Consider the following 22,229-nt stretch of genomic DNA (forward strand, 5'->3'; position numbering starts at 1 on the left):
CTTATTTCCTCATCCCTCTTCACGTTTCATTTGTAAAAATATATCTATCTCATCAATAGAGAATCCTTTTCGATATAACGCTTGCTTCACCTTATTTTCGAATGTCCAACCATCATACTTCTTATATTTCTCATAATATTTATTCCCATGATAGTGTAACGCTTCTTCTTGCTGTTCGTCATCTTTTTCGTCTTTCAATTCTTCCAAGCAAATTTGAATCACATCTCTAGAATATCCTTTACGAACAAGCATTTCATCTAACTTTAGCTTCATTTGTAAAAATGAATGCTTTTGATAAGATTTTTTCTTCTTTTCTATAAGAAACAAAGCATTCTCCATTTGCTTCTCCTTTGGATACTCTTGTAAACTATGTGTAATGATTAAATCCTGAACACCTTTACTTAATAGCCCTCTCCTAATAACAGTTGGACCTTTTTGATTCACATTACTTTGCGTTCGCACGTATGAAATAGCGTACTCTTTATCATTAATATATCGATCATGTAATAATTTCGAAACGACTTCAGAGATGATGGCCTGTCCCACTTCTTTTTTTCGTAAGAAATCTTCTATTTCTTGTTTTGTTCTCATTTGATAGGATAAATAGGAAATCGCTTGTAAATATGCTTTTTGTACCTCTTCATTGTACAAAATATTCCCTAACGCTACTTCATCAATTTCTAAGCCTTTTTGTAATCCATGTTTCATTAAGATTGATTGATTCACACTAAACCCGTACTCTTCGCCTTGACCTTTATCAATATAAATATTAAATCGTTCTTTCGATCGTTTTTGCACTTCTATTTTTGTAATGACAGTCATACTCTCACCTCTCTATTATTTTAACATAGTCAAGGAACGTTTTTTCTTTTCAAGAATATATATAATGAGGAGGAAATAATTGTGAAAATCGCAATTTCTGGTGGCTCTGGCTTTATAGGCAAATCCCTTTCTAGTTTTTTTATTCAAAAGGGATTTACTGTTTACATTCTTACTCGAAAAAAAATTGCTGAAACTTCACACACTAACCTTCAATACGTACAGTGGACACCGGATTTACAGACCTTCCCTCTCTCCTCTATCGATGTAGTTATTAATCTAGCTGGAGAATCTATTAATAGTAGATGGACAAAAAAACAAAAAGAATCAATTTTAAACAGTAGAATTCAAACAACAAAAGGACTCATTAAACAATTACAAAACCTTGAAACAAAGCCACACACATTTATTAATGCAAGTGCCATTGGATACTATGGGACATCTGAAACCGAATCTTTTACAGAAAAGCAAGAGACTCCAGGAGATGACTTTTTAGCAAACACAGTATATTTGTGGGAGCAAGAAGCATCTAAAGCCCGCTCCATTGGAATAAGAACTGTCTACACAAGATTTGGAGTCGTATTGGGCGCAGATGGAGGAGCTCTTCCAAAAATGCTACTTCCCTATCAATTATATATCGGCGGTACACTTGGATCTGGAAACCAATGGTTATCATGGATTCATATAGACGATGTCGTTCGTATGATTGATTTCATCATTCAAAAAAAAGAAATTGACGGACCTTTTAATATTACAGCGCCAACGCCAATACGGATGAAAGAGTTCGGTGAAATTATTGCCACTATAACTAGGCGACCTCATTGGCTACCTGTTCCTTCATTTGTACTTCGCGCTTTACTCGGTGAGATGAGTATACTTGTATTAGAAGGGCAACATGTATTACCCAATAAAGCTATTAAACATCGATATCAATACACATTTCCAACAGTTAACCATGCATTACAAAATATCCTCTTGCATACAATGTAGTACTTTTAAAATACAGTTTTACGGGTAGTCTATCTCCTCCAAGACTTCTTACTTTTTAAACACCGGAGCATTACTACACGAAAAACCTTTCAGTTACTTTGTCTAAACCTATTCTACACATTACAAGGTGACGGAAATGAGGTCTCTATGAAAATATTGCTCAAACAAGCCATTGTATATCCTATTACATCCCAAAAGTTTCAAGGAGATGTACTCGTTATAGGAGAACGCATTGCCGCGGTCAAACCTCATATTGATACTACTCAGGATATGACCGTTATAGATGCACGAGCTCTTCATCTCTTGCCTGGATTTATTGATGTTCATACTCACCTTGGCCTCTACGATGAAGGTACTGGTTGGGCTGGTAATGATGCAAATGAAACATCCGAAGTTTCAACACCGCATATCCGTTCTTTAGACGGGATTCATCCTTTTGATATTGCATTTCAAGACGCTGTACAAAATGGTGTTACGACTGTTCACGTGATGCCCGGAAGCCAAAACATTATCGGCGGTACTACTTGCGTAATAAAAACTGCTGGAACTTGTATTGATCATATGATTATTCAGGAACCTGCTGGTTTAAAAATTGCCTTTGGAGAAAACCCTAAAAAGTTCCATAGTAACGGTACAAAAGAATCAATAACACGTATGGGAATTATGGGGTTACTTCGTGAATCATTCTATGACGCACAACACTACGGGCATGAAGCTGATTTTCGAATGCTACCTATTTTAAAAGCACTCCGCCGAGAAATACCGGTACGTATCCACGCTCACCGCGCAGATGATATCACTTCAGCTTTACGCTTTGCGACAGAATTCAATCTTGATTTACGTATTGAACATTGTACAGAAGGACACTTTATTGTTGAAGAGCTTTCGAAACACAATTTAAAAGTTTCAGTTGGACCTACTCTTACGCGACGTTCGAAAATCGAACTTAAAAACAAAACGTGGGATACTTATCATATTTTATCGAAAAATGGAGTAGAAGTTTCTATTACAACCGACCACCCTTATACACCCATTCAATATTTAAATGTTTGCGCTGCCATTGCAGTAAGAGAAGGATTAGATGAGAAAACAGCGTTGGAAGGAATCACTATTTTCCCAGCTCGAAATTTACGTTTGGAGGATAGAATTGGAAGCATTGATGTTGGAAAAGATGCTGACCTCGTGTTATGGACACATCATCCTTTCCATTATTTAGCCAAGCCTGTACTCACTATGATTGACGGAAAAATAATTTACAAAAAAAATAAAAAAAACTAGTTTATTTTTTTGACTAGATACAGTATTATACGATTATAAACTGAATGAAACCATAATCAATTTGTGTCGTGATTATCATTTTCAAATTGATGAATGGGGAAGGCAAATGGTGCGCCACCAGCGTTAGAAACTGGTTCTAGTGGGTTCGATTCCCACCCCGAAATTTTTTAAAGATTGATATAAAAATTTCGAGGGTGGGTGCTTTTTCGTCATGCTACCCTCGTGTGAGGAGGAGTTAGTGTGTTGAAAAAACGCGACTTACACGACAGCCACGTTCTATACGAATTAATGGTGGATCCTGCTGTCTTCCCTTTTGTGCGTCAAAAGGCCTATTCTTATGAAGAATATTTATTTTTAACGAAACAAACAATCGAAGCCGAAGAGCGTGGAGAATTAATCTCACGCACAATTTTAGATGAATGGGGTAACCCCATCGGCACAATTACTTTATTTGATGTGCAAGAAAAAGCTGGATTCCTCGGAACTTGGCTTGGCAAACCATATCATGGTAAAGGATATAATAAATTGGCGAAAGATTCATTTTTTAGCGAACTTTTCTATGAATTAGATATTGAAACGATTTTTATGCGCATTCGTAAAATAAATATTCGGTCTATTAAAGCTGCCGAAAAACTACAATATGTAAATCTAGCAAACGAAACAAGAAAAGCCGTTTATGATGAAATTAACGCGCATGAAGAAGTATATAATTTATATGAAATTCCAAAAGATCAGTATACACTTGCAACAATGCGAGATACAACATTCCAAGAAGCACACCAATTAAAAGAAGCGTAATCTAAAAATTCAGAAATGATAATTAATCATTACTAGTTTGACATATATGTATATCACCCCATGTCTTTGGAAACGATAGATAGTGACTTTAGGACACGAGGTGATTTGTAATGGATAAAAAGAAACGTGATAAAGCAAAAAACACATTATCTAGTACACAAGAAGTTCTCTATCAGCGGGAATTTCGAAAAGCAGATCGTGCAGCGGGCTATCGCTCAAAAAGTATTTAAAGTGAAACTGAATAATTAGAAGGTTTCCCCCCTAATTATTCAGTTTCATTACATAAGATTTTCCAATGAATTAGCAAAAAAGGTTCCTTATTTATAAGGAACCTTTTTTGTGGACAACCTTATCCACAAAAACCGTAGAATTGTGCATAAATTACAAAAGTATTTTACGAATTCATTTATTTAAATGAATTCGTAACGTGAGAATTGTGGATAATTTTCTAAAAATTGTGGATTATGTGGATATAGCTGTTAATATTCCGATTTTACTGTCTAATGAAAGCGTAATCCTTTGTGGATAAAGTGAAACTTTAATCAGTGGGAGTTTCGTTTATCCCCAATGATTATTAGCCCTCACCAATCAGGCTTTTGCGGGATAAGTTAATAATTCACGTTTATTTTTTTTACAACAATAAAAAAAACCCTCTTTAAATGCTTAAAAGAGGGTTTCATATTAAGTAAAAGATTCGGCAAGAACTGGTGATTTAATAGGTATATGATTCGGCTCTGCATGATTTTCTGCCAAAATTGTATCCACAATATGACCAGCTGGCTCAGGACGATAAATACTTTTCATTGCTTCTTTCATCTGAAGAAGCTTCATATCATCTTGTAATAACGCCTCTGTTTTTGCAAAAACTTCACTATCATCACGAATTACAACTGCAGCCCCTTTTTTTTCAAAATACAACGCATTTTCATTCTCTTGTCCTGGGACAGGTTTATATAAAATGACAGGTACTTGTAATGCAGCTGCTTCGCTTAATGTAATACCACCTGGCTTCGTAATCATACAAGAAGTAACACGGAACAATTCATCAATGTTTTCAACATAACCAAATACTTTTAAAGCATCAGAACCTTGTTCCTGTAGTTCCATTAAATCCTGCTTTAAAGCTTCGTTTTTCCCACAAACGACAACTACTTGTAAGTTTGGTACTGACATAAATGACTGGCATAGCTCTTTTACACTCCCTAGCACACCATGAGCACCTGCTACAATTAGTAACATCTTTTTATCCTTACATAACTGATATTTATTATATATAATTGCTGGATTTATCTTTAGCTCAAAACTGCTACGAATCGGAATCCCTGTTTCAACAATTTGTTCTGCAGGTACACCGATATCAACCATCACTTTTTTCACATGATCGGTTGCTACAAAATAACGATCTACTTCTCGATGGATCCATATTTTATGCACGCAAAAATCCGTTAATACGTTATAAACAGGAATAGAAATACCTATTTGCTTTTTCAATTCTGGTACAGCGATGATTGGAAAGGTATTAATAACAATATCCGGTTTCTCCACCTGTAATAGCGTCTTCAAACGCTTTCTCCCAAAATTCGCATACCAAGATGCTATTTTTTTATCATAAATTTTCTCTACACCATAATAAAACAAACGATATAATTCTTTTCCTACCGTATAGCTTTTTAAATATAAATATTTTGTAATATCGGTTATAACTGGATGTGATTCTCCAAACAAGTCGCATACAATTACATCTTCGATTCCTTTTTGGCGAAATGTTTGTTCTAATGTTTTTGCCACTTGCACATGACCGTTACCGTAATGTGCAGTTAATATTAAAACCTTGGGGTTTTTTATCAAACAAATCCACTCCTAGCTTTTTGTTTCTCCATATTGCATATACGACAATAGGAAAAACATTTTCCTTAAAAACTACATACTCGGATTCTAATACTTTCCTGTTAGCTATGTATCTGTCGTGGATATGCAAAGCATATAAGATTGACCCCTTAATCCTATCTGTGCTCATATCTTTACATTATACTTTCCTATAAGAGCTTTCGCAATAACTTACAAATGTTCTATATTCCATAATACTCACTCTTTTACTTCTTAATTCTTTTTACTATTTTGATTTCCCTTTACAATTATGTAAATTTCTCCGCTTATTCTTTACAAAAATATGGATATTCCCTTTTCAGTATACTCTTTTCTAAATATATACTCTAGATTTTATTATGAAGAAACAAAAAGCCTAACCAAATGTTTAGGTTAGACTGCTTGTAAAATATGTTTTGCATGTTCAACATTTTCTTCTGTCGGTGGATTCACATCCGCAAGTGGATACTTATGTCCAAGTGCCTCCCATTTATAAACACCGAGCTTATGATATGGCAGCACTTCCACTTTCTTAACATTAGATAGACTTTGAATAAAGTTTGATAATTTTTGCAAATCCTCTTCACCATCGGTAACACCGGGAACCAATACATGTCTTACCCAAATTGGTTTCTTTCTATCCGATAAATAACGAGCAAATTGTAAAATGTGTTCATTTGGTTTCCCTGTTAATTTACGATGTTTCTTTGAATCAATATGCTTCAAATCCAATAAAACTAAATCTGTATACTCCATTAAAATATCTAGCTTATTTTGGAATTCTGGTTCTTCAGAATAACAACCGCCAGAAGAATCGATTGTTGTATGGATACCAGCTTCTTTGCACTTTTTAAACAACTGGGTTAAGAAGTCTAGCTGTAATAGTGGCTCTCCACCGCTAACTGTTATACCGCCTCCAGAAGCTTCAATAAATGGAAGGTAACATGTCACATCCTGCATCACTTCTTCAACTGTTATTTCTTTACCTTTACCGATTTCCCATGTATCAGCATTATGACAATATTGACAACGTAATAAACACCCTTGTGTAAATATGACATAACGAATCCCTGGGCCATCAACAGTACCACAAGACTCTACAGAATGTATTCTTCCTTTTACCATGTTACTTCCTCCTTTATTGAAACAGCCTCCCTCCGCTATATATTAAAAGCGGAGGGACACTTTTTTCACTTACATGCTTTCATGCATTGTACGGTTTATTACATCAATTTGTTGTTCACGAGTTAATTTAATAAAGTTAACAGCGTAACCAGATACACGAATTGTTAATTGTGGATATTTTTCAGGATGCTCCATTGCATCCATTAATGTTTCACGGTTAAATACGTTAATATTTAAGTGGTGTCCTTCTTTTATTGCATATCCATCAAGCATAGATACTAAGTTGCGTACTTGTACATCATCTTCTTTACCAAGTGCTTTTGGAATAATAGAGAATGTATTTGAAATACCATCTTGTGCATCTTCATATGGTAATTTAGCTACAGATAATAATGATGCTAATGCACCTTTTGTATCACGGCCATGCATTGGGTTTGCGCCCGGTGCAAATGGTTCTCCAGTACGACGTCCATCTGGAGTGTTACCAGTTTTCTTACCGTATACAACGTTAGATGTGATTGTTAAGATTGACATTGTATGAACAGAATTACGGTATGTTTTATGTTTGCGAAGCTTGTTCATAAATGTTTTCACAAGATTTACTGCAATTTCATCTACACGATCATCATTGTTACCGTATTTAGGGAAATCTCCCTCAATTTCGAAATCAACTGCAATACCATTTTCATCACGAATTGGTTTTACTTGTGCATATTTAATTGCACTTAAAGAATCTGCTACTACAGATAATCCAGCGATACCTGTTGCCATTGTACGAAGAACATTTGTATCATGAAGTGCCATTTCAATACGTTCATAGCTATATTTATCGTGCATATAGTGAATTACATTTAATGTATTTAAGTATAGACCAGCTAACCATTCCATTGTCATATCGAATTTACGCATAACTTCTTCATAATCTAATACTTCAGAAGTAATTGGTGCGTATTCAGGACCAACTTGTGCTTTTGACTTTTCATCTTTACCACCGTTAACCGCATATAGTAATGCTTTCGCTAAGTTTGCACGTGCTCCGAAGAACTGCATTTGTTTACCAATTCTCATTGCTGATACACAACAAGCAATACCGTAGTCATCACCGTAGTCAGGACGCATAATGTCATCATTTTCGTATTGAATTGCTGATGTTTTAATAGACATTTTCGCACAGTAGTTTTTAAAGTTTTCTGGTAATTGTTTAGACCAAAGAACTGTTAAGTTTGGTTCTGGTGCTGGTCCTAAATTATCTAATGTATGCAAGAAACGGAATGAGTTTTTTGTTACTAACGGACGACCGTCTAATGCCATACCACCGATAGATTCAGTTACCCAAGTTGGATCTCCAGAGAATAGTTCATTATAATCAGGTGTTCTTGCAAATTTCACAAGACGTAATTTCATAATGAAATGGTCAACAATTTCTTGTGCTTCTTCTTCTGTTAAAGTACCATTTGCTAAATCTCTTTCAATGTAAACATCTAAGAATGTAGAGGTACGTCCAAGGCTCATTGCTGCCCCGTTTTGCTCTTTAATTGCTGCAAGATAAGCAAAGTATAACCATTGGAAAGCCTCTTGTGCATTTGTAGCTGGCTTAGAAATATCGAATCCATGAGAAGCAGCCATCTGTTTTAACTCTTGAAGTGCACGCATTTGCTCAGATAATTCTTCGCGTAAACGCATTGTATCTTCGCTCATTACACCGCCAGTTAAATTATAATCAGCTTTTTTCGCTTCAATTAAATGATCTATACCATATAGCGCTACGCGGCGATAGTCACCGATAATGCGTCCACGTCCATATGCATCTGGAAGGCCAGTAATAACACCTGATTTACGAGCCGCTTTCATTTCTGGTGTGTATGCATCAAATACACCTTGATTATGAGTTTTACGCCAGTCTCTGAAAATACTGCTAAGTTCTTTATCCATTTCATATCCATACGCTTCACAAGCTTGTTCTGCCATACGAATACCACCATATGGTTGTAAAGAACGTTTAAATGGTTTATCAGTTTGGAAACCGACCACTTTTTCAATATCTTTATTTAAATATCCTGGTTCATGTGATGTAATAGAAGAAACAATTTTTGTATCCATATCAAGAACGCCACCGTTTTCACGTTCCTTTGTTGTTAAATCCATTACTTGATCCCAAAGTTGTTTCGTTGCTTCAGTTGCTTCCGCTAAGAAAGAGTCTTCTCCCTCGTAAACGTTTACATTATTTAAAATGAAATCGCGAACATCAATCTCTGCTTTCCATTTTTCACCTTTAAAGTTTTCCCACGCGCTTTTTACATTTTCTAATACTTGAGTCATCCTAATCTCCTCCATTTTTGATTAGTACAGGACTACGATTTTTTATATAACAGCTTACACACTTAGAATACTACTTTTTTTCGGAAGTGGACGAAATAGTTGTGACATGTTTGTGAAACGTTGAGCAAACTACTACATGCATAGTGTTAACCTCATATAAAACTCTTTAGAATTAACCCTTTCTTTAATTGTATTTTTTTGGTATTCTTATATACGAGTCCTATTTTGTAATATAAGAACGATACCCATTGTAGAGCTGTAATACTCTTATCTCCTAATCTGTTATAGTTTTTATAACAGAGCAAAAAAGTGTACATACGTTGTACACTTTTTTTGTTACCACTATAAAACATCTCTTTTTCTATTTCCATCGTAAAATCCACCACGACTGTTTGTTAATGCAATTAATTGCTCTAATCCTTCTATATGATCACCAATAATTCGAAGGACAGCTGGAGGATGACCTATTTTTGCGAAATGTTCACTGGGACGAATACGGTTCATCTTATCAACATCGACACGACTTACACAAGCGATTTCAAAACCTGAAAGTACAGCTTTCACTTGTGCTACACAAGGTGACAATAATGATTTATACCCTATTTCCTTCAAACAAGTACGACTAAACGCATTAGGTACAGCAATAAGAGAGCCTACTCCTAAATCTTTTCTATCACAAGCTAAATTTAATGCATATTTAAATGCTGTTACAAGATGAAGTGGTACTCTCAAATCTAAATAATGATTTAAATCATTTAATGCGACATCCGTTCCATCTGCAATAGCTTTTGCAAAGGGATATAGCTCACTAGCTGGAATAACAAAATCACCGTCTATAAATAAAACAATTTCTCCTTTTGCAAAATAAGTTCCAAGCGAACGCCCCACATCGTTTCCAAGTGCTTCTTTATACACAATTGTTGTTGCTCCCTTGTCTTTTGCAATTGTTGCCGTTTTATCGGACGAACCATTTACAACAACGATGATTTCAAAAGGTTCAATTTTGCGAAGCTCTTCTATAACGTTTCCAATTGTTTTCTCTTCATTTTGCACAGGAATAATTACCGATAATTGCTCTCCTTTATACAAATTAGATGTAACGCCCCATCCTTGATAAAAATCTTCAAAATTTAGAGTATGATAGACACTCTCTCTTTTCCTATTTCCATCATAATATCCTCCGCGCCCATCGCTGCCTAATATCCGCTCTGCTACAGCTTCTATATGATCACCTATCATTCGTTTTTCAGATTGAGAAAGATCCGTGCCATATGCAGCATGCTCGAATGGACGAAATTTATTTGGCGTAATAACGTCAATTGCACAATGACGACTAATTCTCCATTTACTTTGCGCTAGGCGTAGATGAGCCACAATAGGATTAACAAAACATTCGTCTCCAATACTTTGCACAACTTCCTTCGTCAGCGCATGAGGTACAGATAATAAAGAATCAATTTTTAATTCTTCACGCTCTAACATTGCATTTAATATTTGGCGCCATACTGTCACGGAGTGCGGTTTTTGTTTCTTTAAAAATAATGCGTCCAAATTATTTAAAATGATGTCCGCCTGATCATGTAAAATCGGATTAAGGAATAATTGTAATTTTGAAGTTTGAATAGCAAAATCTCCATCTACAAACAGTAATACATCACCTATCGCATGTTTTGCACCAACTGCGCGTCCAACGTCGTTACCAAGTGACTCTTTATGCTGGATTACTGTACATCCTAAGCTCTCAGCAATCGCTTCTGTACCATCATTACAACCATTTGCTACTACAATAATCTCTACTGGATTCAATGTTTTTACCGATTGAACCACATCTGAAATCGTATCCACTTCATTACATACGGGAATAATAACTGATAACGACTTAGCCATTATTTTCTTCACGAAACCATTTAATAGTTTCTTTCAATCCTTGTTCCCACGTTACTTTCGCTTGAAACTGAACGAGTTCTCTTAATTTCGTTACGTCTGGTCTTCTATTTGGAATCTCTTCAAATCCATGTGGATATACTTCCTCAAATGGAACGTGCACAATTTTGGAAATAGACTTCGTTAATTCTTTTATATCTTCCGCTACTACCCTTATATTTTTTTCATTCTCAGAACCTATATTAATAATTTCACCATTTACCTTCTCATCCATTGCACGAATTGTTGCCTCGACCGCATCACTTACATACGTAAAGCAGCGTGTCTGCTTTCCATCTCCATACACGAGAATATCGTCACCTTGCAAAGCCGCACGAATAAATCGTGGAATTACTCCTGCGTACGGACCATCTTTCGCTCTTGGACCATAAATATTAAAATAACGAACAATCGTTACAGGTAAACCTTCTAATGCGTACCCTAAACATAATGTTTCCTCTAACGTTTTACAAATTGCATAACTCCAACGTATTTTGGAAGTTGCACCGTATAAACGATCTCCTTCTTCAGAGAATGGCGGCTCTCCCTTTCCATATACTTCAGAAGTAGATGCAAATACTACTTTCTTCTTCCCTTTTAACGCTGCTTGTAAAATATTTCTCGTTCCATCGAAATTTGTTTCAATAAGCTCTACACTTTTTTCCATTGTAGTTTTGACTCCCAAAATTGCCGCTAAATGAAACACCACATCATGTTGATTCACTAATTCATAAATTGAATTTTTATTTAAAACGCTTATTGGAATAACCCGGAGCTCTTTCATTAACTCATTATGATATTTATTTTTTCCTTTATAGAAGTTATCCACAATAGTAACTTCATAACCTCTTTTCACCAACTCTTCAGCTAAATGCGAACCAATAAATCCTGCTCCACCTGTAATTAAACATTTTTCACTCATACACTCACCTTCTTTACGATTCCACGTGTATCTATTAATCGCTCAATCCCTTTAAAAAGATTCCAATCGATACTAGAGTGATCCGTTACAATTAAAATACAATCTGCTTGTTTAATTCTTTGTTCATCTAATGGAACAGATTGATATAGTGTATCTCCAATTTTCGCTGTAGAAATATACGGATCATGATATTCTATCTTGTATCCTTCTTTTATTAATAATTGAATAATTGGCAACGCCGGTGATTCTCTCAAATCATTTACATCTTTCTTATATGCAATCCCTACTATTAAAACCGTTGCGGGTGATTGCACCACACCTTTTACTTTCCCGATTATTTTCGCTGGCATTTCTTCATTAATTACATGTGCTGCCTCAATTAATTGACTAATTACTCCAGCCTTTCTTATTCTCCATTGAAAATATAAAGGATCTACCGGAATACAGTGTCCTCCTATTCCTGGTCCTGGCCAATACGAAGTAAATCCAAACGGTTTTGTAGATGCCGCTTCAAGCACCTCATAAAAATTAATATTCAAACTTTCACAAAGTATATTTAACTCATTTACTAATGAAATATTAACTAAGCGCTGAATATTTTCAAATAGCTTACACATCTCGGCCACTTTCGGAGAGCTAACCGGAACAACTATGTCAAACACCGTACTATACAAATTCTGCACTTTTTGTTTGCACAGCTCTGTCTGTCCACTAATGACCTTCGGAATAGTTTGTACTGAATATTGACTATTGGCCGGATCAATTCGTTCAGGTGAATACCCAATATAATAATCTTCTCCTACCTTTTTACCTGTTTGAGAAATAATAGGAATGATAACTTCCTCCAGTGTACCTGGATATGTGGAGCTTTCAAAAATGAAGGTTTGTCCTTTTTGAAGGTGTTGTTGTATATAATGGGAGGCTGAAACGAGGGCACTTAAATCGGGTTCTTTATTCTCATTAATTGGCGTTGGCACAGTCACAATAACATACTCACTATTTTGGAACTCCGCAGCACCTTTATCTGGTGTATTTACTATTAATTTTCTCTCTTTCAATAAATTTTGTAATACGTTAGAAGAAACATCAGGAATATAACTTTCTCCTTTAATTATTGATTCTATCTTCCTAGTATCTTTATCTAATCCAAGTACAGCATGTCCTCTTTCTGCAAAAAGGACCGCTAAAGGAAGGCCAACATATCCTAATCCAATAATGGTTACTTTACTACTAGCATTCATCTATATTCTCTTCTTCCCTTCTCAATTGTAGTATTATATCTCTATCCCTTTCTCCGTCTGTAAAACTCCCGCGCCCATTCGTATGTTGTAATAAATAAGCAATCGCCTCAAGCTGATCACCGAAAATACGATCGAATGCAGGAATTCGTCCATTTACAAACCCATGTTGCTCTGGACGTACTCGATTTGTTTTTATAACATCTACAAATTCCACTGCTGTAATAGAGCATTCTTCTAAAATAGCTTTCATTTGAGCTAATGGTGGAATGATAAGAGAATCATATCCAATTTTCTCTATTACCTTTTTATGCATAGCATGTGGCACTGCCGTTAATGAGTTGTTCCATAAATCTGGTCGTTTCGCTACCAAATTCACGAAATATTTCCCCATACTAATTGGATCTGTCGGGTGAAACATATCTAACAAACATTGCAAATCATTTAACGCCACATCATTTCCGTCTTCAATAGCATGCAAAAATGGAATTAGCTTTTTTGCCGGAATAGCAAAATCACCATCAACAAATAAACAAATATCTGCCGTAGCATGCATAGCCCCTATCGCTCGTGCTACATTATGTCCAAGTGCCTTCGCGAATTCAACTACAATAACATTCTCTAGCTTTGCTTGTTTAATTGTCTCGGTATCTGCTCCATTCGCAACAACTATAATTTCATCTATACCTGCCTTTTTCACTTCCTGTATGACAGATCTTATAGTCATTTTTTCTTCTGATACGGGTATAATAGCACTGTATTTCGCTTTTTCCTTTTGTAATAAAACTGGTTTATACTTCCCTATAAACTCTCTATCCCTGTTTCCCTCCGAAAAACCGCCACGTTTACCATATGTTTCGATTACGTATTGCAAAGCACACAAATGATCACCCATAATACGACTAGTCGCCTTCGGATAAGGAGAACCAGGTGATGTACCCGTATGCACAGGACGAACCTTATTCGTGTGAATTACATCGACCGAAGCCATATCGGCAATATCTACTCCTCTAGACATCGCCATCGCTTGAAATAGTGCTGGATCTGCTAAATTCCACCACCCAAGATTCTCAATAACATCCCGATTCATCGCATGTGGAATTGCGATTAAAGAACCAACAACAAGCTCTTTTTTATTCAAATAACGATTCAACATGAATTTTCCAACTGTCGTATAGTGTGGTCTCATCTTTAAATAAACAGACCATGTTAAATTATTCACAACAATTTGATGCCCTTGCTGAACTCCTTTCACGAAACGTTGTAGCTCTTTACTCTCAATAACGATGTCACCATCTAAAAACAATACAATTTCACCTTTTGCTTCTCTAGCTCCAATTGCCCTTCCTACATCATTACCAAGAGAATGTTTATAATAAATTACATGGCAACTATGCTGTAATGCGACTTCATTCGTTCCATCTGTCGATCCATTATCTACTACAATAATTTCATACGGCTTCAGCTTCTCCACTTCTACTAAAACTTGTGATAAAGTACTTGCTTCATTATGCGCTGGAATAACAACTGATATTCTCATACTTGTATCACTCTTACCCTTCCAAGCGAACATAAGCAATAATAGGAATACGCACAAGTACATCTTCAGGTGGTCCATAAGAAGGAGATGTACGAACACTTACTGCCCCGTCCGTAACAGATAAAAGAATACCTGCAACAATTTCGGCCACTGTCACAACTTGCACTAATTCACCAACATGGTTACGCAATTCATCAGTAAATAACATATATAAGTCTCCTTTCTTACACTTCTTTCATTGATATAATACTTGTAAATGGTAATAAAACTTCAGTTCCTATTCCTTCTTGCAGCGTTAAGAAATCGTCACCAACTGCTACAATAACACCTGTTAACTGTCCAACTGTCACAGTAATTTCTACGTTTTTACCTAAATATTGCTTTGCAATTTCTTTAAATGGTGATGTATTGCATTCTTTTAAAATGTTACAAATAATAGATTGAAATTGACTTGATTCTATAAACTCTTCCGTAGCTTGCTTAGAATTTCTTTGAATAAACTTTGCAAAGTTTTGCGAAAATAAAAGTCGTTCCACAGCAGGCAGTAACTTGTCATCTAAAAAATAGCCTAATTGTCTATTAAACAGTCTGGATAATTTATGCCAATATTTTCTGAACAGACACATATGCTTCTCCTCCTATTATTTTTAAAGTATAAAAATTTACATCCATACATCTTAATTTATACAAAGCAGACTTTTTTTGTGATAGGTAAGGCATACATTTTCTAAAAGAAATAATTGTTTCAGAGCATAAAAAAAGATAGATAGTTTCCCATCTATCTTTATATATATATTAATTTTCAATTGTCACAATGGCAGCTACGCCGTAATACACAAAATTCGTTTCGCATTGCGTGCATGATGCTAATGTATACTCATAAACCTCCCATTTTCCATTTATTTCATTATCGAACCGCACATATATTTCCTCAATACAAAAAAAACTATCCAAAAGGATAGCCTCTTACACTTCAATATTCCGCAACATCGTATAAATGTCGTTATTCACTTTACCAAATGATTTAATGTTATTTTGAATGTTAGATAATAAAACCACATATACACTACCATTTTTACTAAAACCATTTAAGCAATTCCAACCTGGCATTACACCGTGATTTGAATAGCTTCCTGGATCTACATACCAGCCAAATCCATAATCCTTTTTCACGGCTGTAAACATTTGATTATAACTCTCTTTTGAAATTAATTTTCCAGAAAAGAGTGCTTCATTAAATAAATATAAATCATGCGCGCTCGTATATATATCACCACAACCATATAGTTGTGACATGCTTGGAATATTAGGTGTTGTCATATTGTTATTCACTATTTTATAACCCGTTGATGGGAATCTTGTTTGTTCCAACGCTGTACCGAAACCAGAATGTTTCATACCCGCAGTCGCAAAAATATGTTGTTTTATATATTCTTCGAGCGACTGTCCACTTACCTTCTCAGCAATGTAAGCAAGTATAGAGTAGTTCGAATCTGAATACTTCCATTTCTCTCCTGGTCCTGCAATACGCTTTTGGTTTCCTATTCGTTTTATCAACTCTTCATGAGAAATATCTTCTTTTCCCTGCTCATACTCTGGAATCCCTGATGTATGTGTTAATAAATGTTTTAGCTGAATGCTATTACCTTGCGGAAAATCTGGAATATACTTTGCAACCGTATCCTCTACTTGCAACTTATTTTGATCTTTGAGTTGCATAATAGCGGTCGCTACAAATGCCTTTGAAATAGAGCCAATATAAAAGGTCGTCTCTGAATTATTCGGCACTTGCTTCTCTTTATTAGCCATGCCGTATCCTTTATTCACAAGAACTTTCCCATTCTTCACAATAACAGCTGTCCCACTAAATCCCATGCTCTGTAAATATTGATCCAATTGAGCGTTTTCATTAATTTCTTGAGGCGGTCCCTCAGCAGGTTTCTCTATAACTTGCGCCTGTTTTATCTGTTCTTCCTGTTCTTTTTGTTTTCTTTGTTTTTCAGCTTCTTGCCTTTTCACTTCTTCTATCTTTTTTATCTCTTCTTGCTTCTTCATTTCTGCTGCTGCTTTTAAAGTTTCCTCTTTTTTATTATGCGCAACAATTTTTGTATACATGAAATATACAAGTGACAGTAGTAGGGCGAGAATGATTGTTCTTTTTATGTATACAATCGACCGATTTGCTTTCCCATTAACAGTATTTTTTTCCTGATCCATGATTACCTTTTTCCCCTTATTTACCGATAATTTAATTCATCTACACAAGACTTATTTCAAATCATTTCCGCAGATTATGGACACTCCATTTTATGTCATCACTACTGTATCATGCACCGAACATATTACCAACCTATATGTTCAAAAAAGAAAAAGAAAATTTATAAAAGTAAGATTCCCTTTAAAAAATTAACAAAAAAAGAGGATATCCTGTAAAAGACTGGTGTTATCAATCTTTTTGGATATCCTCTTATCTAACTATTTATACGTGTTTTTTCATATCATCGGCAACAGATTCAACATTTGTACCTACGATAACTTGTACGCTTGTGTTACTTAATTTCATAACGCCCTTTGCACCTGCGCGTTTTAATGCCGCTTCATTTACTTGACTAGCATCTTTCACTTGTAAGCGTAGACGTGTTGCACAGTTATCAATAACTGTTAAGTTGTCTTTTCCGCCTAAAGCCACTACGTAAGTTTCACCAATTGAACCTGCAACTGGTGCCTCACTATCTTCAACTAACTCATCATCATCATCATCTTCACGACCTGGAGTTTTCAAGTCAAACTTCTTAATTAAGAAGTAGAATACTACAAAGTAAATTACTGCATAAATTAAACCTATTCCTGCTAGTAACACTGGTTTTGTTGCAATACCAAAGTTTAAGAAGTAATCAATTGCACCGGCACTAAATGTGAAACCATCGTGAATGCCAAGCGATGTTGTTACAAATAAAGAAATACCTGTTAACACGGCATGAATACCATATAATACTGGTGATAAGAACATAAATGAGAATTCAATCGGTTCTGTAATACCAGTTAAGAATGAAGTTAATGCTAGACCACCTAACATACCTGTAACCATTTTACGTTTTTCTGGTTTAGCAGCTGCAATCATTGCGAAACATGCTGCTGGTAAACCGAACATCATAACTGGGAAGAAACCAGTCATAAACATACCCGCTGTTTTATCCCCTGCAAGGAAGCGAGCGATATCACCATTTACAACATTACCTGCTGCATTTGTAAAGTCACCAAATACGAACCAGAAGTATGTGTTCATTACATGGTGTAAACCAATTGGGATTAATAGACGGTTTAATAAACCAAATAGACCTGAACCAACTGCACCTAAATTAACAATTCCATGAGCTAATGCATCGATACCATTTTGAATTGCTGGCCAAATTTGCGCGAATAGAATTCCTAATATTAGCATCACAACCGATGTAACAATCGGAACGAAACGTTTTCCAGCAAAGAAACCTAACCATTCTGGAAGTTTAATTTTATGGAATTTATTATAAAGTAATCCTGCTATAACACCGACAATAATACCACCTAAAACTTTCATATCCACTTTAGTCGATAATTCGGCTGCCTTAGATACTTGTGTCATTGTATCCGCAAGCTTAGATGGATCTACATTTGCGCTATTCCCTATTAAATCTTGAACTTTACCTAATTTATCTTGTAATTCTGCAGTAGAATATCCTTTACTAAGTGCATCAATACTATTTTTCATAACTAGATAACCAATTGCACCTGCAAGACCTGCTGCACCACTACCATCAACTGAAAGACCAATTGCAATACCAATTGCAAAAATAAGTGCTAAATTATCAAAAACCGCTGCGCCGGCCTGTGCCATAACAGGAATATTAAATACATCTGGTTGCCCTAAACGAAGCAATAATCCTGCTGCTGGTAGTACGGCGATTGGAAGCATTAACGCTTTACCAATACGTTGTAAAAACTGCAACATCTTAATTCCCCCTATCAAATTTATGAAATCGTTATCATTATAAGTACGCCTTAGAAAACGCTTTCTATTTACATAACCATAATAACATATAGTTGTATAGATGTGTAGTTTTTATTTCCGAACTTTTTATGGATAAATCTCCTATTTCCAAACTGTTATATAAAAGGAAAATTTTCCTTTTATAACACGGAATAATCGAAACTGAAGACTCACTATAGAACATTCAACTTTCGTTTTATCATTCCACTTTTTCATGTTATTATTTATTTCCGAGCATATCGGGAAAAGTAAACTTAGTTAATTCGAAATAGGAGCGTTGGTACTATGCAGTGCATTGAAACAAACAACTTACAGCAGTTGTTAGAACAAGTAAAACCATATACGAAAAAAGGAAAACTTGCTACTTATATCCCCGAACTAGGAAATGCAAATCCAAATGATCTAGGGATTGCTATTTTCCATAAAGAAACAGAATATATCCATGCTGGTAACTCACAAACACTATTTACTCTTCAAAGTATTTCTAAAGTAATTACACTTGCTCTTTCCCTTTTAGACCGTGGTGAAGAATATGTATTTTCTAAAGTTGGAATGGAACCAACTGGTGACCCATTTAATTCTATTATTAAGCTTGAAACAACAAGTTCTTCCAAGCCTCTTAATCCAATGATTAATGCGGGTGCATTAGCTATTACAAGTATGCTGGCTGGTAATGATAACGAGGAGAAGATGGAACGCATTCTTCAATTTGTGCGTGATATAACAGACAATCCTACTATTAGTTATTCTTCTAAAGTTGCCACTTCTGAATTAGAAACAGCTTACTTAAACCGTTCACTTTGTTACTATATGAAACAAAATGGCATCATCGATAACGATATTGAAGAACTTATGGATTTATATACGCGTCAATGTGCAATTGAGGTTAACTGTATCGACCTAGCACGTATTGGTTTAATCTTTGCAATGGATGGATATGATCCTTATAAAAAGAAACAGATCATCCCTAAACATATTACGAAAATTTGTAAAACATTTATGGTTACTTGCGGGATGTATAATGAATCTGGTGAATTTGCAATTCGTGTTGGAATCCCTGCAAAAAGTGGTGTAGCGGGCGGCATTTTCGGCTGCGTAAAAGGCAAAATGGGAATCGGTATTTTTGGACCAGCTTTAGATGCAAACGGAAATAGTATCGCTGGTTTTAAAATTCTTGAATTACTTTCTGCCCAAGAAGGTTGGAGTATGTTTTAATTTAGAAGTTATCCTGCTATATTGGCAGGTTTTTTTATTTCACAAAAAATCCGTTCTACTAGGCATCAACACAATTCAAAAAAACAGTAATAAAAGTTATCTTTATTATGCATATTTGCTCCCCCCTCCTGAATAATATAGTACAACCTAGCGCTGTATGTGGAGGTGTAAAAGATGAAACTCATATTTCAAATGGAGAAACAACCTGTTCTCGAAAAAACAATTCTTCTTTTCATATTGAGTATTGTAGAAAGTTTGAAACTAAAAGTTGTTTCACTCGATGAAGCTCACCGATACATATTCAATTTAGAAGTGCTTGAACTATTAATGGATCGGAACATCGATGATCAAGTACTAGAACTTATTCATTTTGGAATGGGACTTGAAGACATTTACCATGTACTTCCCGAAGAACTTGAGCATAGTATTGAAGAACTGAAATGGCTTTGTATTCAAGTTTTAAGTGAGTACAGTATGCATGATGATGAATGTGCACAACTAATTGAAGATATACGCTAAAAAGCACCTATGCAGGTGCTTTTACTTTTTTAAACCTTTTTACACACAAAGATTTGTATAATACTTACAATCTTTCATTACCGTGAAAAGATTTCACGTCGATATATGCAATTTTTTAGTGTATTTCCAAGGAAATACTCGAATACTGTTTTCCCTATCCTTCTTACAACAATTGATCAATTCCAATAAGAATTAATAACACACCTGCAATTACAGTTGCCCATTTCCCTAAGTATTCAGCTAAAAATCTTTTACCAACATACGTAAAACCACTAATACAAATAAAACTAAAAACTCCAGAAATACATGCCGTAAGCCAAAGATTTAAATTTGTTACTCCAGCATCAAATCCACCTGCAATATTGTTTATGGACAATGCAACTCCTAAAACAATTGCTTCAGAAAAACTAATTGTTTTAGAACCATCAAAATCTGCTTTTTCTGGATTACGTAAAACCCCCATAAGTACACTACTATCTTTAGATTCTACGGTATCTTTTTGACTCAAGAAAGGCTGACATAAAATAAACACCCCGATTATTCCTAAAACGATTGCTCCAATAATGTTTGCTGTGAACTCTGAAATAAATAATGCGATCCAATTCCCAAAGAATCCAGCTAGTAAAGTAAATAAAAATCCAAAAAATGCGATGATAAAATTGTTAAGCCACGAAATTCGAATTTTACGAATGCCATATGCAATCCCAACACCTGCATTATCTAAATTAGACGCAATCCCGATTAAAAAAATTGAAAATAAACCTGCCGTACTCATCGTACAGTCACCCCTTTTCTCACTTTTCGTTGCATATTATGAAAATGTTGAGCAACTGTGCCTGTCTGTTTCATATACTTGTAATAAATGCTCAACATTTTTTCAACGATAGACAATAGAAAAGGAGTGCCTACATTATGCCCAATGAAAATCCAAATGAGCGGCTCGGTAAATTAATAAAGAAACTGTTAAAGGAGCGCGCTCTATCTATGCGCCAACTAGGAACACTTACAAATATTGATCCTGCAACAATTTCAAGAATAATTAATGGCAAACAACAACCGAAGCAAAACCATTTACAAAAATTCGCAAACTGTCTACAAGTTCCACCGCAATTATTACTTGATGAAATGTACCCTAACTCTCCACACATAAATAAGGAAAAAGCAGATATGTACACATCTCTCGATACAATTCAACAAACATTACAATCCTCTAACCTATTCGACTTCGAATACACAACAACTCGTGTAAAACAAGAACTTGAAAATTACGAGCGCTATGCTCAAACTACTGAAGGTGAAAAACGTATTCACGAGAGTTTCAAAAGTAAAATAGAACAAATTGATAGTGCTGGTCCTTTCATTGAGCAATTAACAAATATGTACCAACAATTTTGTACAGAAACCATTTCAACCGAAGAGCGTGCAATTATTGGGGGTGCCTTACTATATTTCATTTTATCAACAGACATTATCCCCGATTATCTTTTTCCAATCGGCTATTTAGATGATGCGATTGCCGTTGAATTAGCTAAAGAGAAATTAATTGAAATAAAACGAAAAACATAGAAAAATAAAGAACTATTTCAGTTGTTTATGTTCAACTCTGAAATAGTTCACTAAAAAAGCGTACAAGTACATACCTGTACAATT

General features: G+C 35.2%; 22 protein-coding genes. 7 read left to right on the top strand and 15 right to left on the bottom strand.

Annotated elements, in window-relative coordinates:
- Positions 1–9 precede the first annotated feature (9 nt).
- Positions 10–822 (bottom strand): recombination regulator RecX, encoded by an 813-nt coding sequence (recX, locus tag JFU18_RS13045; protein WP_002125056.1) that lies wholly within the window; start codon positions 820–822, stop codon positions 10–12.
- An 81-nt stretch (positions 823–903) separates the two neighbouring features.
- On the opposite strand from recX, the gene JFU18_RS13050 reads away from it, so the two are divergent.
- The 4 genes from JFU18_RS13050 to JFU18_RS13065 all read left to right on the top strand — a co-directional run bounded on the left by JFU18_RS13050 (position 904) and on the right by JFU18_RS13065 (position 4,115).
- Positions 904–1,809, top strand: a complete 906-nt coding sequence (locus JFU18_RS13050) for a TIGR01777 family oxidoreductase (RefSeq protein WP_201032415.1) — start codon at positions 904–906, stop codon at positions 1,807–1,809.
- Between the two features lie 147 nt (positions 1,810–1,956).
- The gene (locus JFU18_RS13055) at positions 1,957–3,087 is read left to right on the top strand and encodes an amidohydrolase (RefSeq protein ID WP_002010318.1); all 1,131 of its coding nucleotides are present in this window, start codon (positions 1,957–1,959) and stop codon (positions 3,085–3,087) included.
- Positions 3,088–3,327: 240 nt separating this feature from the next.
- Entirely contained in the window at positions 3,328–3,885 is a 558-nt protein-coding gene (locus JFU18_RS13060) for a GNAT family N-acetyltransferase (protein ID WP_002091129.1), read from the top strand.
- Between the two features lie 110 nt (positions 3,886–3,995).
- Positions 3,996–4,115, top strand: coding sequence for a YfhE family protein (locus tag JFU18_RS13065; protein WP_000358484.1), 120 nt, complete (start codon positions 3,996–3,998; stop codon positions 4,113–4,115).
- Positions 4,116–4,566: 451 nt separating this feature from the next.
- On the opposite strand, the gene JFU18_RS13070 is transcribed toward JFU18_RS13065, so the two are convergent.
- The 13 genes from JFU18_RS13070 to nagE form a co-directional block, all read right to left on the bottom strand.
- Positions 4,567–5,733, bottom strand: a complete 1,167-nt coding sequence (locus tag JFU18_RS13070; protein ID WP_002125051.1) for a diglucosyl diacylglycerol synthase — start codon at positions 5,731–5,733, stop codon at positions 4,567–4,569.
- A gap of 411 nt (positions 5,734–6,144) precedes the next feature.
- On the bottom strand, positions 6,145–6,876 hold the full coding sequence (pflA, locus tag JFU18_RS13075) for a pyruvate formate-lyase-activating protein (protein WP_002010313.1): 732 nt from the start codon (positions 6,874–6,876) through the stop codon (positions 6,145–6,147).
- Positions 6,877–6,945: 69 nt separating this feature from the next.
- Positions 6,946–9,195 (bottom strand): formate C-acetyltransferase, encoded by a 2,250-nt coding sequence (pflB, locus tag JFU18_RS13080; RefSeq protein ID WP_201032414.1) that lies wholly within the window; start codon positions 9,193–9,195, stop codon positions 6,946–6,948.
- A 152-nt stretch (positions 9,196–9,347) separates the two neighbouring features.
- Positions 9,348–9,566, bottom strand: a complete 219-nt coding sequence (locus tag JFU18_RS13085; RefSeq protein ID WP_002125049.1) for a hypothetical protein — start codon at positions 9,564–9,566, stop codon at positions 9,348–9,350.
- A complete protein-coding gene (locus JFU18_RS13090) occupies positions 9,538–11,082 on the bottom strand; it encodes a glycosyltransferase family 2 protein (protein ID WP_201034676.1) in 1,545 nt (514 codons plus the stop codon). Before JFU18_RS13090 ends, JFU18_RS13085 begins: the two co-directional genes overlap by 29 nt.
- Positions 11,075–12,040: an NAD-dependent epimerase/dehydratase family protein gene (locus JFU18_RS13095; protein WP_201034675.1), complete on the bottom strand. Its 966-nt coding sequence runs from the start codon at positions 12,038–12,040 to the stop codon at positions 11,075–11,077. The genes JFU18_RS13090 and JFU18_RS13095 overlap by 8 nt, the downstream gene beginning before the upstream one ends.
- Positions 12,037–13,281: a nucleotide sugar dehydrogenase gene (locus JFU18_RS13100; protein ID WP_201034674.1), complete on the bottom strand. Its 1,245-nt coding sequence runs from the start codon at positions 13,279–13,281 to the stop codon at positions 12,037–12,039. The genes JFU18_RS13095 and JFU18_RS13100 overlap by 4 nt, the downstream gene beginning before the upstream one ends.
- Positions 13,271–14,818: a glycosyltransferase family 2 protein gene (locus JFU18_RS13105; protein ID WP_201034673.1), complete on the bottom strand. Its 1,548-nt coding sequence runs from the start codon at positions 14,816–14,818 to the stop codon at positions 13,271–13,273. Before JFU18_RS13105 ends, JFU18_RS13100 begins: the two co-directional genes overlap by 11 nt.
- Positions 14,819–14,831: 13 nt before the next feature.
- Positions 14,832–15,026: an LSm family protein gene (locus JFU18_RS13110; RefSeq protein WP_201034672.1), complete on the bottom strand. Its 195-nt coding sequence runs from the start codon at positions 15,024–15,026 to the stop codon at positions 14,832–14,834.
- Between the two features lie 16 nt (positions 15,027–15,042).
- Positions 15,043–15,444 carry an LSm family protein gene (locus tag JFU18_RS13115; protein ID WP_201034671.1) on the bottom strand — a complete coding sequence of 134 codons (402 nt, stop codon included), beginning with the start codon at positions 15,442–15,444 and terminating at the stop codon, positions 15,043–15,045.
- A 169-nt stretch (positions 15,445–15,613) separates the two neighbouring features.
- Positions 15,614–15,772 carry a hypothetical protein gene (locus tag JFU18_RS13120; RefSeq protein ID WP_201034670.1) on the bottom strand — a complete coding sequence of 53 codons (159 nt, stop codon included), beginning with the start codon at positions 15,770–15,772 and terminating at the stop codon, positions 15,614–15,616.
- Positions 15,773–15,784: 12 nt separating this feature from the next.
- Complete coding sequence (locus JFU18_RS13125; RefSeq protein WP_201034669.1) at positions 15,785–17,035, bottom strand: serine hydrolase domain-containing protein; 1,251 nt, start codon at positions 17,033–17,035, stop codon at positions 15,785–15,787.
- A 262-nt stretch (positions 17,036–17,297) separates the two neighbouring features.
- The gene (gene nagE, locus JFU18_RS13130) at positions 17,298–18,806 is read right to left on the bottom strand and encodes an N-acetylglucosamine-specific PTS transporter subunit IIBC (RefSeq protein ID WP_201034668.1); all 1,509 of its coding nucleotides are present in this window, start codon (positions 18,804–18,806) and stop codon (positions 17,298–17,300) included.
- Between the two features lie 324 nt (positions 18,807–19,130).
- Here nagE and glsA point away from each other — a divergent pair, with 324 nt between their 5' ends.
- Positions 19,131–20,060, top strand: coding sequence for a glutaminase A (glsA, locus tag JFU18_RS13135; RefSeq protein WP_085308956.1), 930 nt, complete (start codon positions 19,131–19,133; stop codon positions 20,058–20,060).
- Positions 20,061–20,234: 174 nt separating this feature from the next.
- Positions 20,235–20,579 (top strand): DUF3969 family protein, encoded by a 345-nt coding sequence (locus JFU18_RS13140; RefSeq protein WP_002091149.1) that lies wholly within the window; start codon positions 20,235–20,237, stop codon positions 20,577–20,579.
- Positions 20,580–20,742: 163 nt separating this feature from the next.
- Here the strand turns inward: JFU18_RS13140 and ytaF are convergent, their stop codons facing one another.
- Positions 20,743–21,354 (bottom strand): sporulation membrane protein YtaF, encoded by a 612-nt coding sequence (gene ytaF, locus JFU18_RS13145; RefSeq protein WP_002191844.1) that lies wholly within the window; start codon positions 21,352–21,354, stop codon positions 20,743–20,745.
- 137 nt (positions 21,355–21,491) lie between these two features.
- Here ytaF and JFU18_RS13150 point away from each other — a divergent pair, with 137 nt between their 5' ends.
- Positions 21,492–22,145: a helix-turn-helix domain-containing protein gene (locus tag JFU18_RS13150; RefSeq protein ID WP_002169221.1), complete on the top strand. Its 654-nt coding sequence runs from the start codon at positions 21,492–21,494 to the stop codon at positions 22,143–22,145.
- Positions 22,146–22,229: the final 84 nt, after the last annotated feature.

This window comes from Bacillus sp. TH22 (assembly GCF_016651015.1).
In the GTDB taxonomy this organism is placed as follows: Bacteria; Bacillota; Bacilli; order Bacillales; family Bacillaceae_G; genus Bacillus_A; species Bacillus_A mycoides.

Coding starts and splice junctions, on each gene's coding strand:
- recX (WP_002125056.1), bottom strand. CDS start 822: ATGACTGTCATTACAAAAATAGAAGTGCAAAAACGATCGAAAGAACGA.
- JFU18_RS13055 (WP_002010318.1), top strand. CDS start 1,957: ATGAAAATATTGCTCAAACAAGCCATTGTATATCCTATTACATCCCAA.
- JFU18_RS13065 (WP_000358484.1), top strand. CDS start 3,996: ATGGATAAAAAGAAACGTGATAAAGCAAAAAACACATTATCTAGTACA.
- pflA (WP_002010313.1), bottom strand. CDS start 6,876: ATGGTAAAAGGAAGAATACATTCTGTAGAGTCTTGTGGTACTGTTGAT.
- pflB (WP_201032414.1), bottom strand. CDS start 9,195: ATGACTCAAGTATTAGAAAATGTAAAAAGCGCGTGGGAAAACTTTAAA.
- JFU18_RS13085 (WP_002125049.1), bottom strand. CDS start 9,566: ATGGAAATAGAAAAAGAGATGTTTTATAGTGGTAACAAAAAAAGTGTA.
- JFU18_RS13090 (WP_201034676.1), bottom strand. CDS start 11,082: ATGGCTAAGTCGTTATCAGTTATTATTCCCGTATGTAATGAAGTGGAT.
- JFU18_RS13095 (WP_201034675.1), bottom strand. CDS start 12,040: ATGAGTGAAAAATGTTTAATTACAGGTGGAGCAGGATTTATTGGTTCG.
- JFU18_RS13100 (WP_201034674.1), bottom strand. CDS start 13,281: ATGAATGCTAGTAGTAAAGTAACCATTATTGGATTAGGATATGTTGGC.
- JFU18_RS13105 (WP_201034673.1), bottom strand. CDS start 14,818: ATGAGAATATCAGTTGTTATTCCAGCGCATAATGAAGCAAGTACTTTA.
- JFU18_RS13110 (WP_201034672.1), bottom strand. CDS start 15,026: ATGTTATTTACTGATGAATTGCGTAACCATGTTGGTGAATTAGTGCAA.
- JFU18_RS13115 (WP_201034671.1), bottom strand. CDS start 15,444: ATGTGTCTGTTCAGAAAATATTGGCATAAATTATCCAGACTGTTTAAT.
- JFU18_RS13125 (WP_201034669.1), bottom strand. CDS start 17,035: ATGGATCAGGAAAAAAATACTGTTAATGGGAAAGCAAATCGGTCGATT.
- nagE (WP_201034668.1), bottom strand. CDS start 18,806: ATGTTGCAGTTTTTACAACGTATTGGTAAAGCGTTAATGCTTCCAATC.
- glsA (WP_085308956.1), top strand. CDS start 19,131: ATGCAGTGCATTGAAACAAACAACTTACAGCAGTTGTTAGAACAAGTA.
- JFU18_RS13140 (WP_002091149.1), top strand. CDS start 20,235: ATGAAACTCATATTTCAAATGGAGAAACAACCTGTTCTCGAAAAAACA.
- ytaF (WP_002191844.1), bottom strand. CDS start 21,354: ATGAGTACGGCAGGTTTATTTTCAATTTTTTTAATCGGGATTGCGTCT.
- JFU18_RS13150 (WP_002169221.1), top strand. CDS start 21,492: ATGCCCAATGAAAATCCAAATGAGCGGCTCGGTAAATTAATAAAGAAA.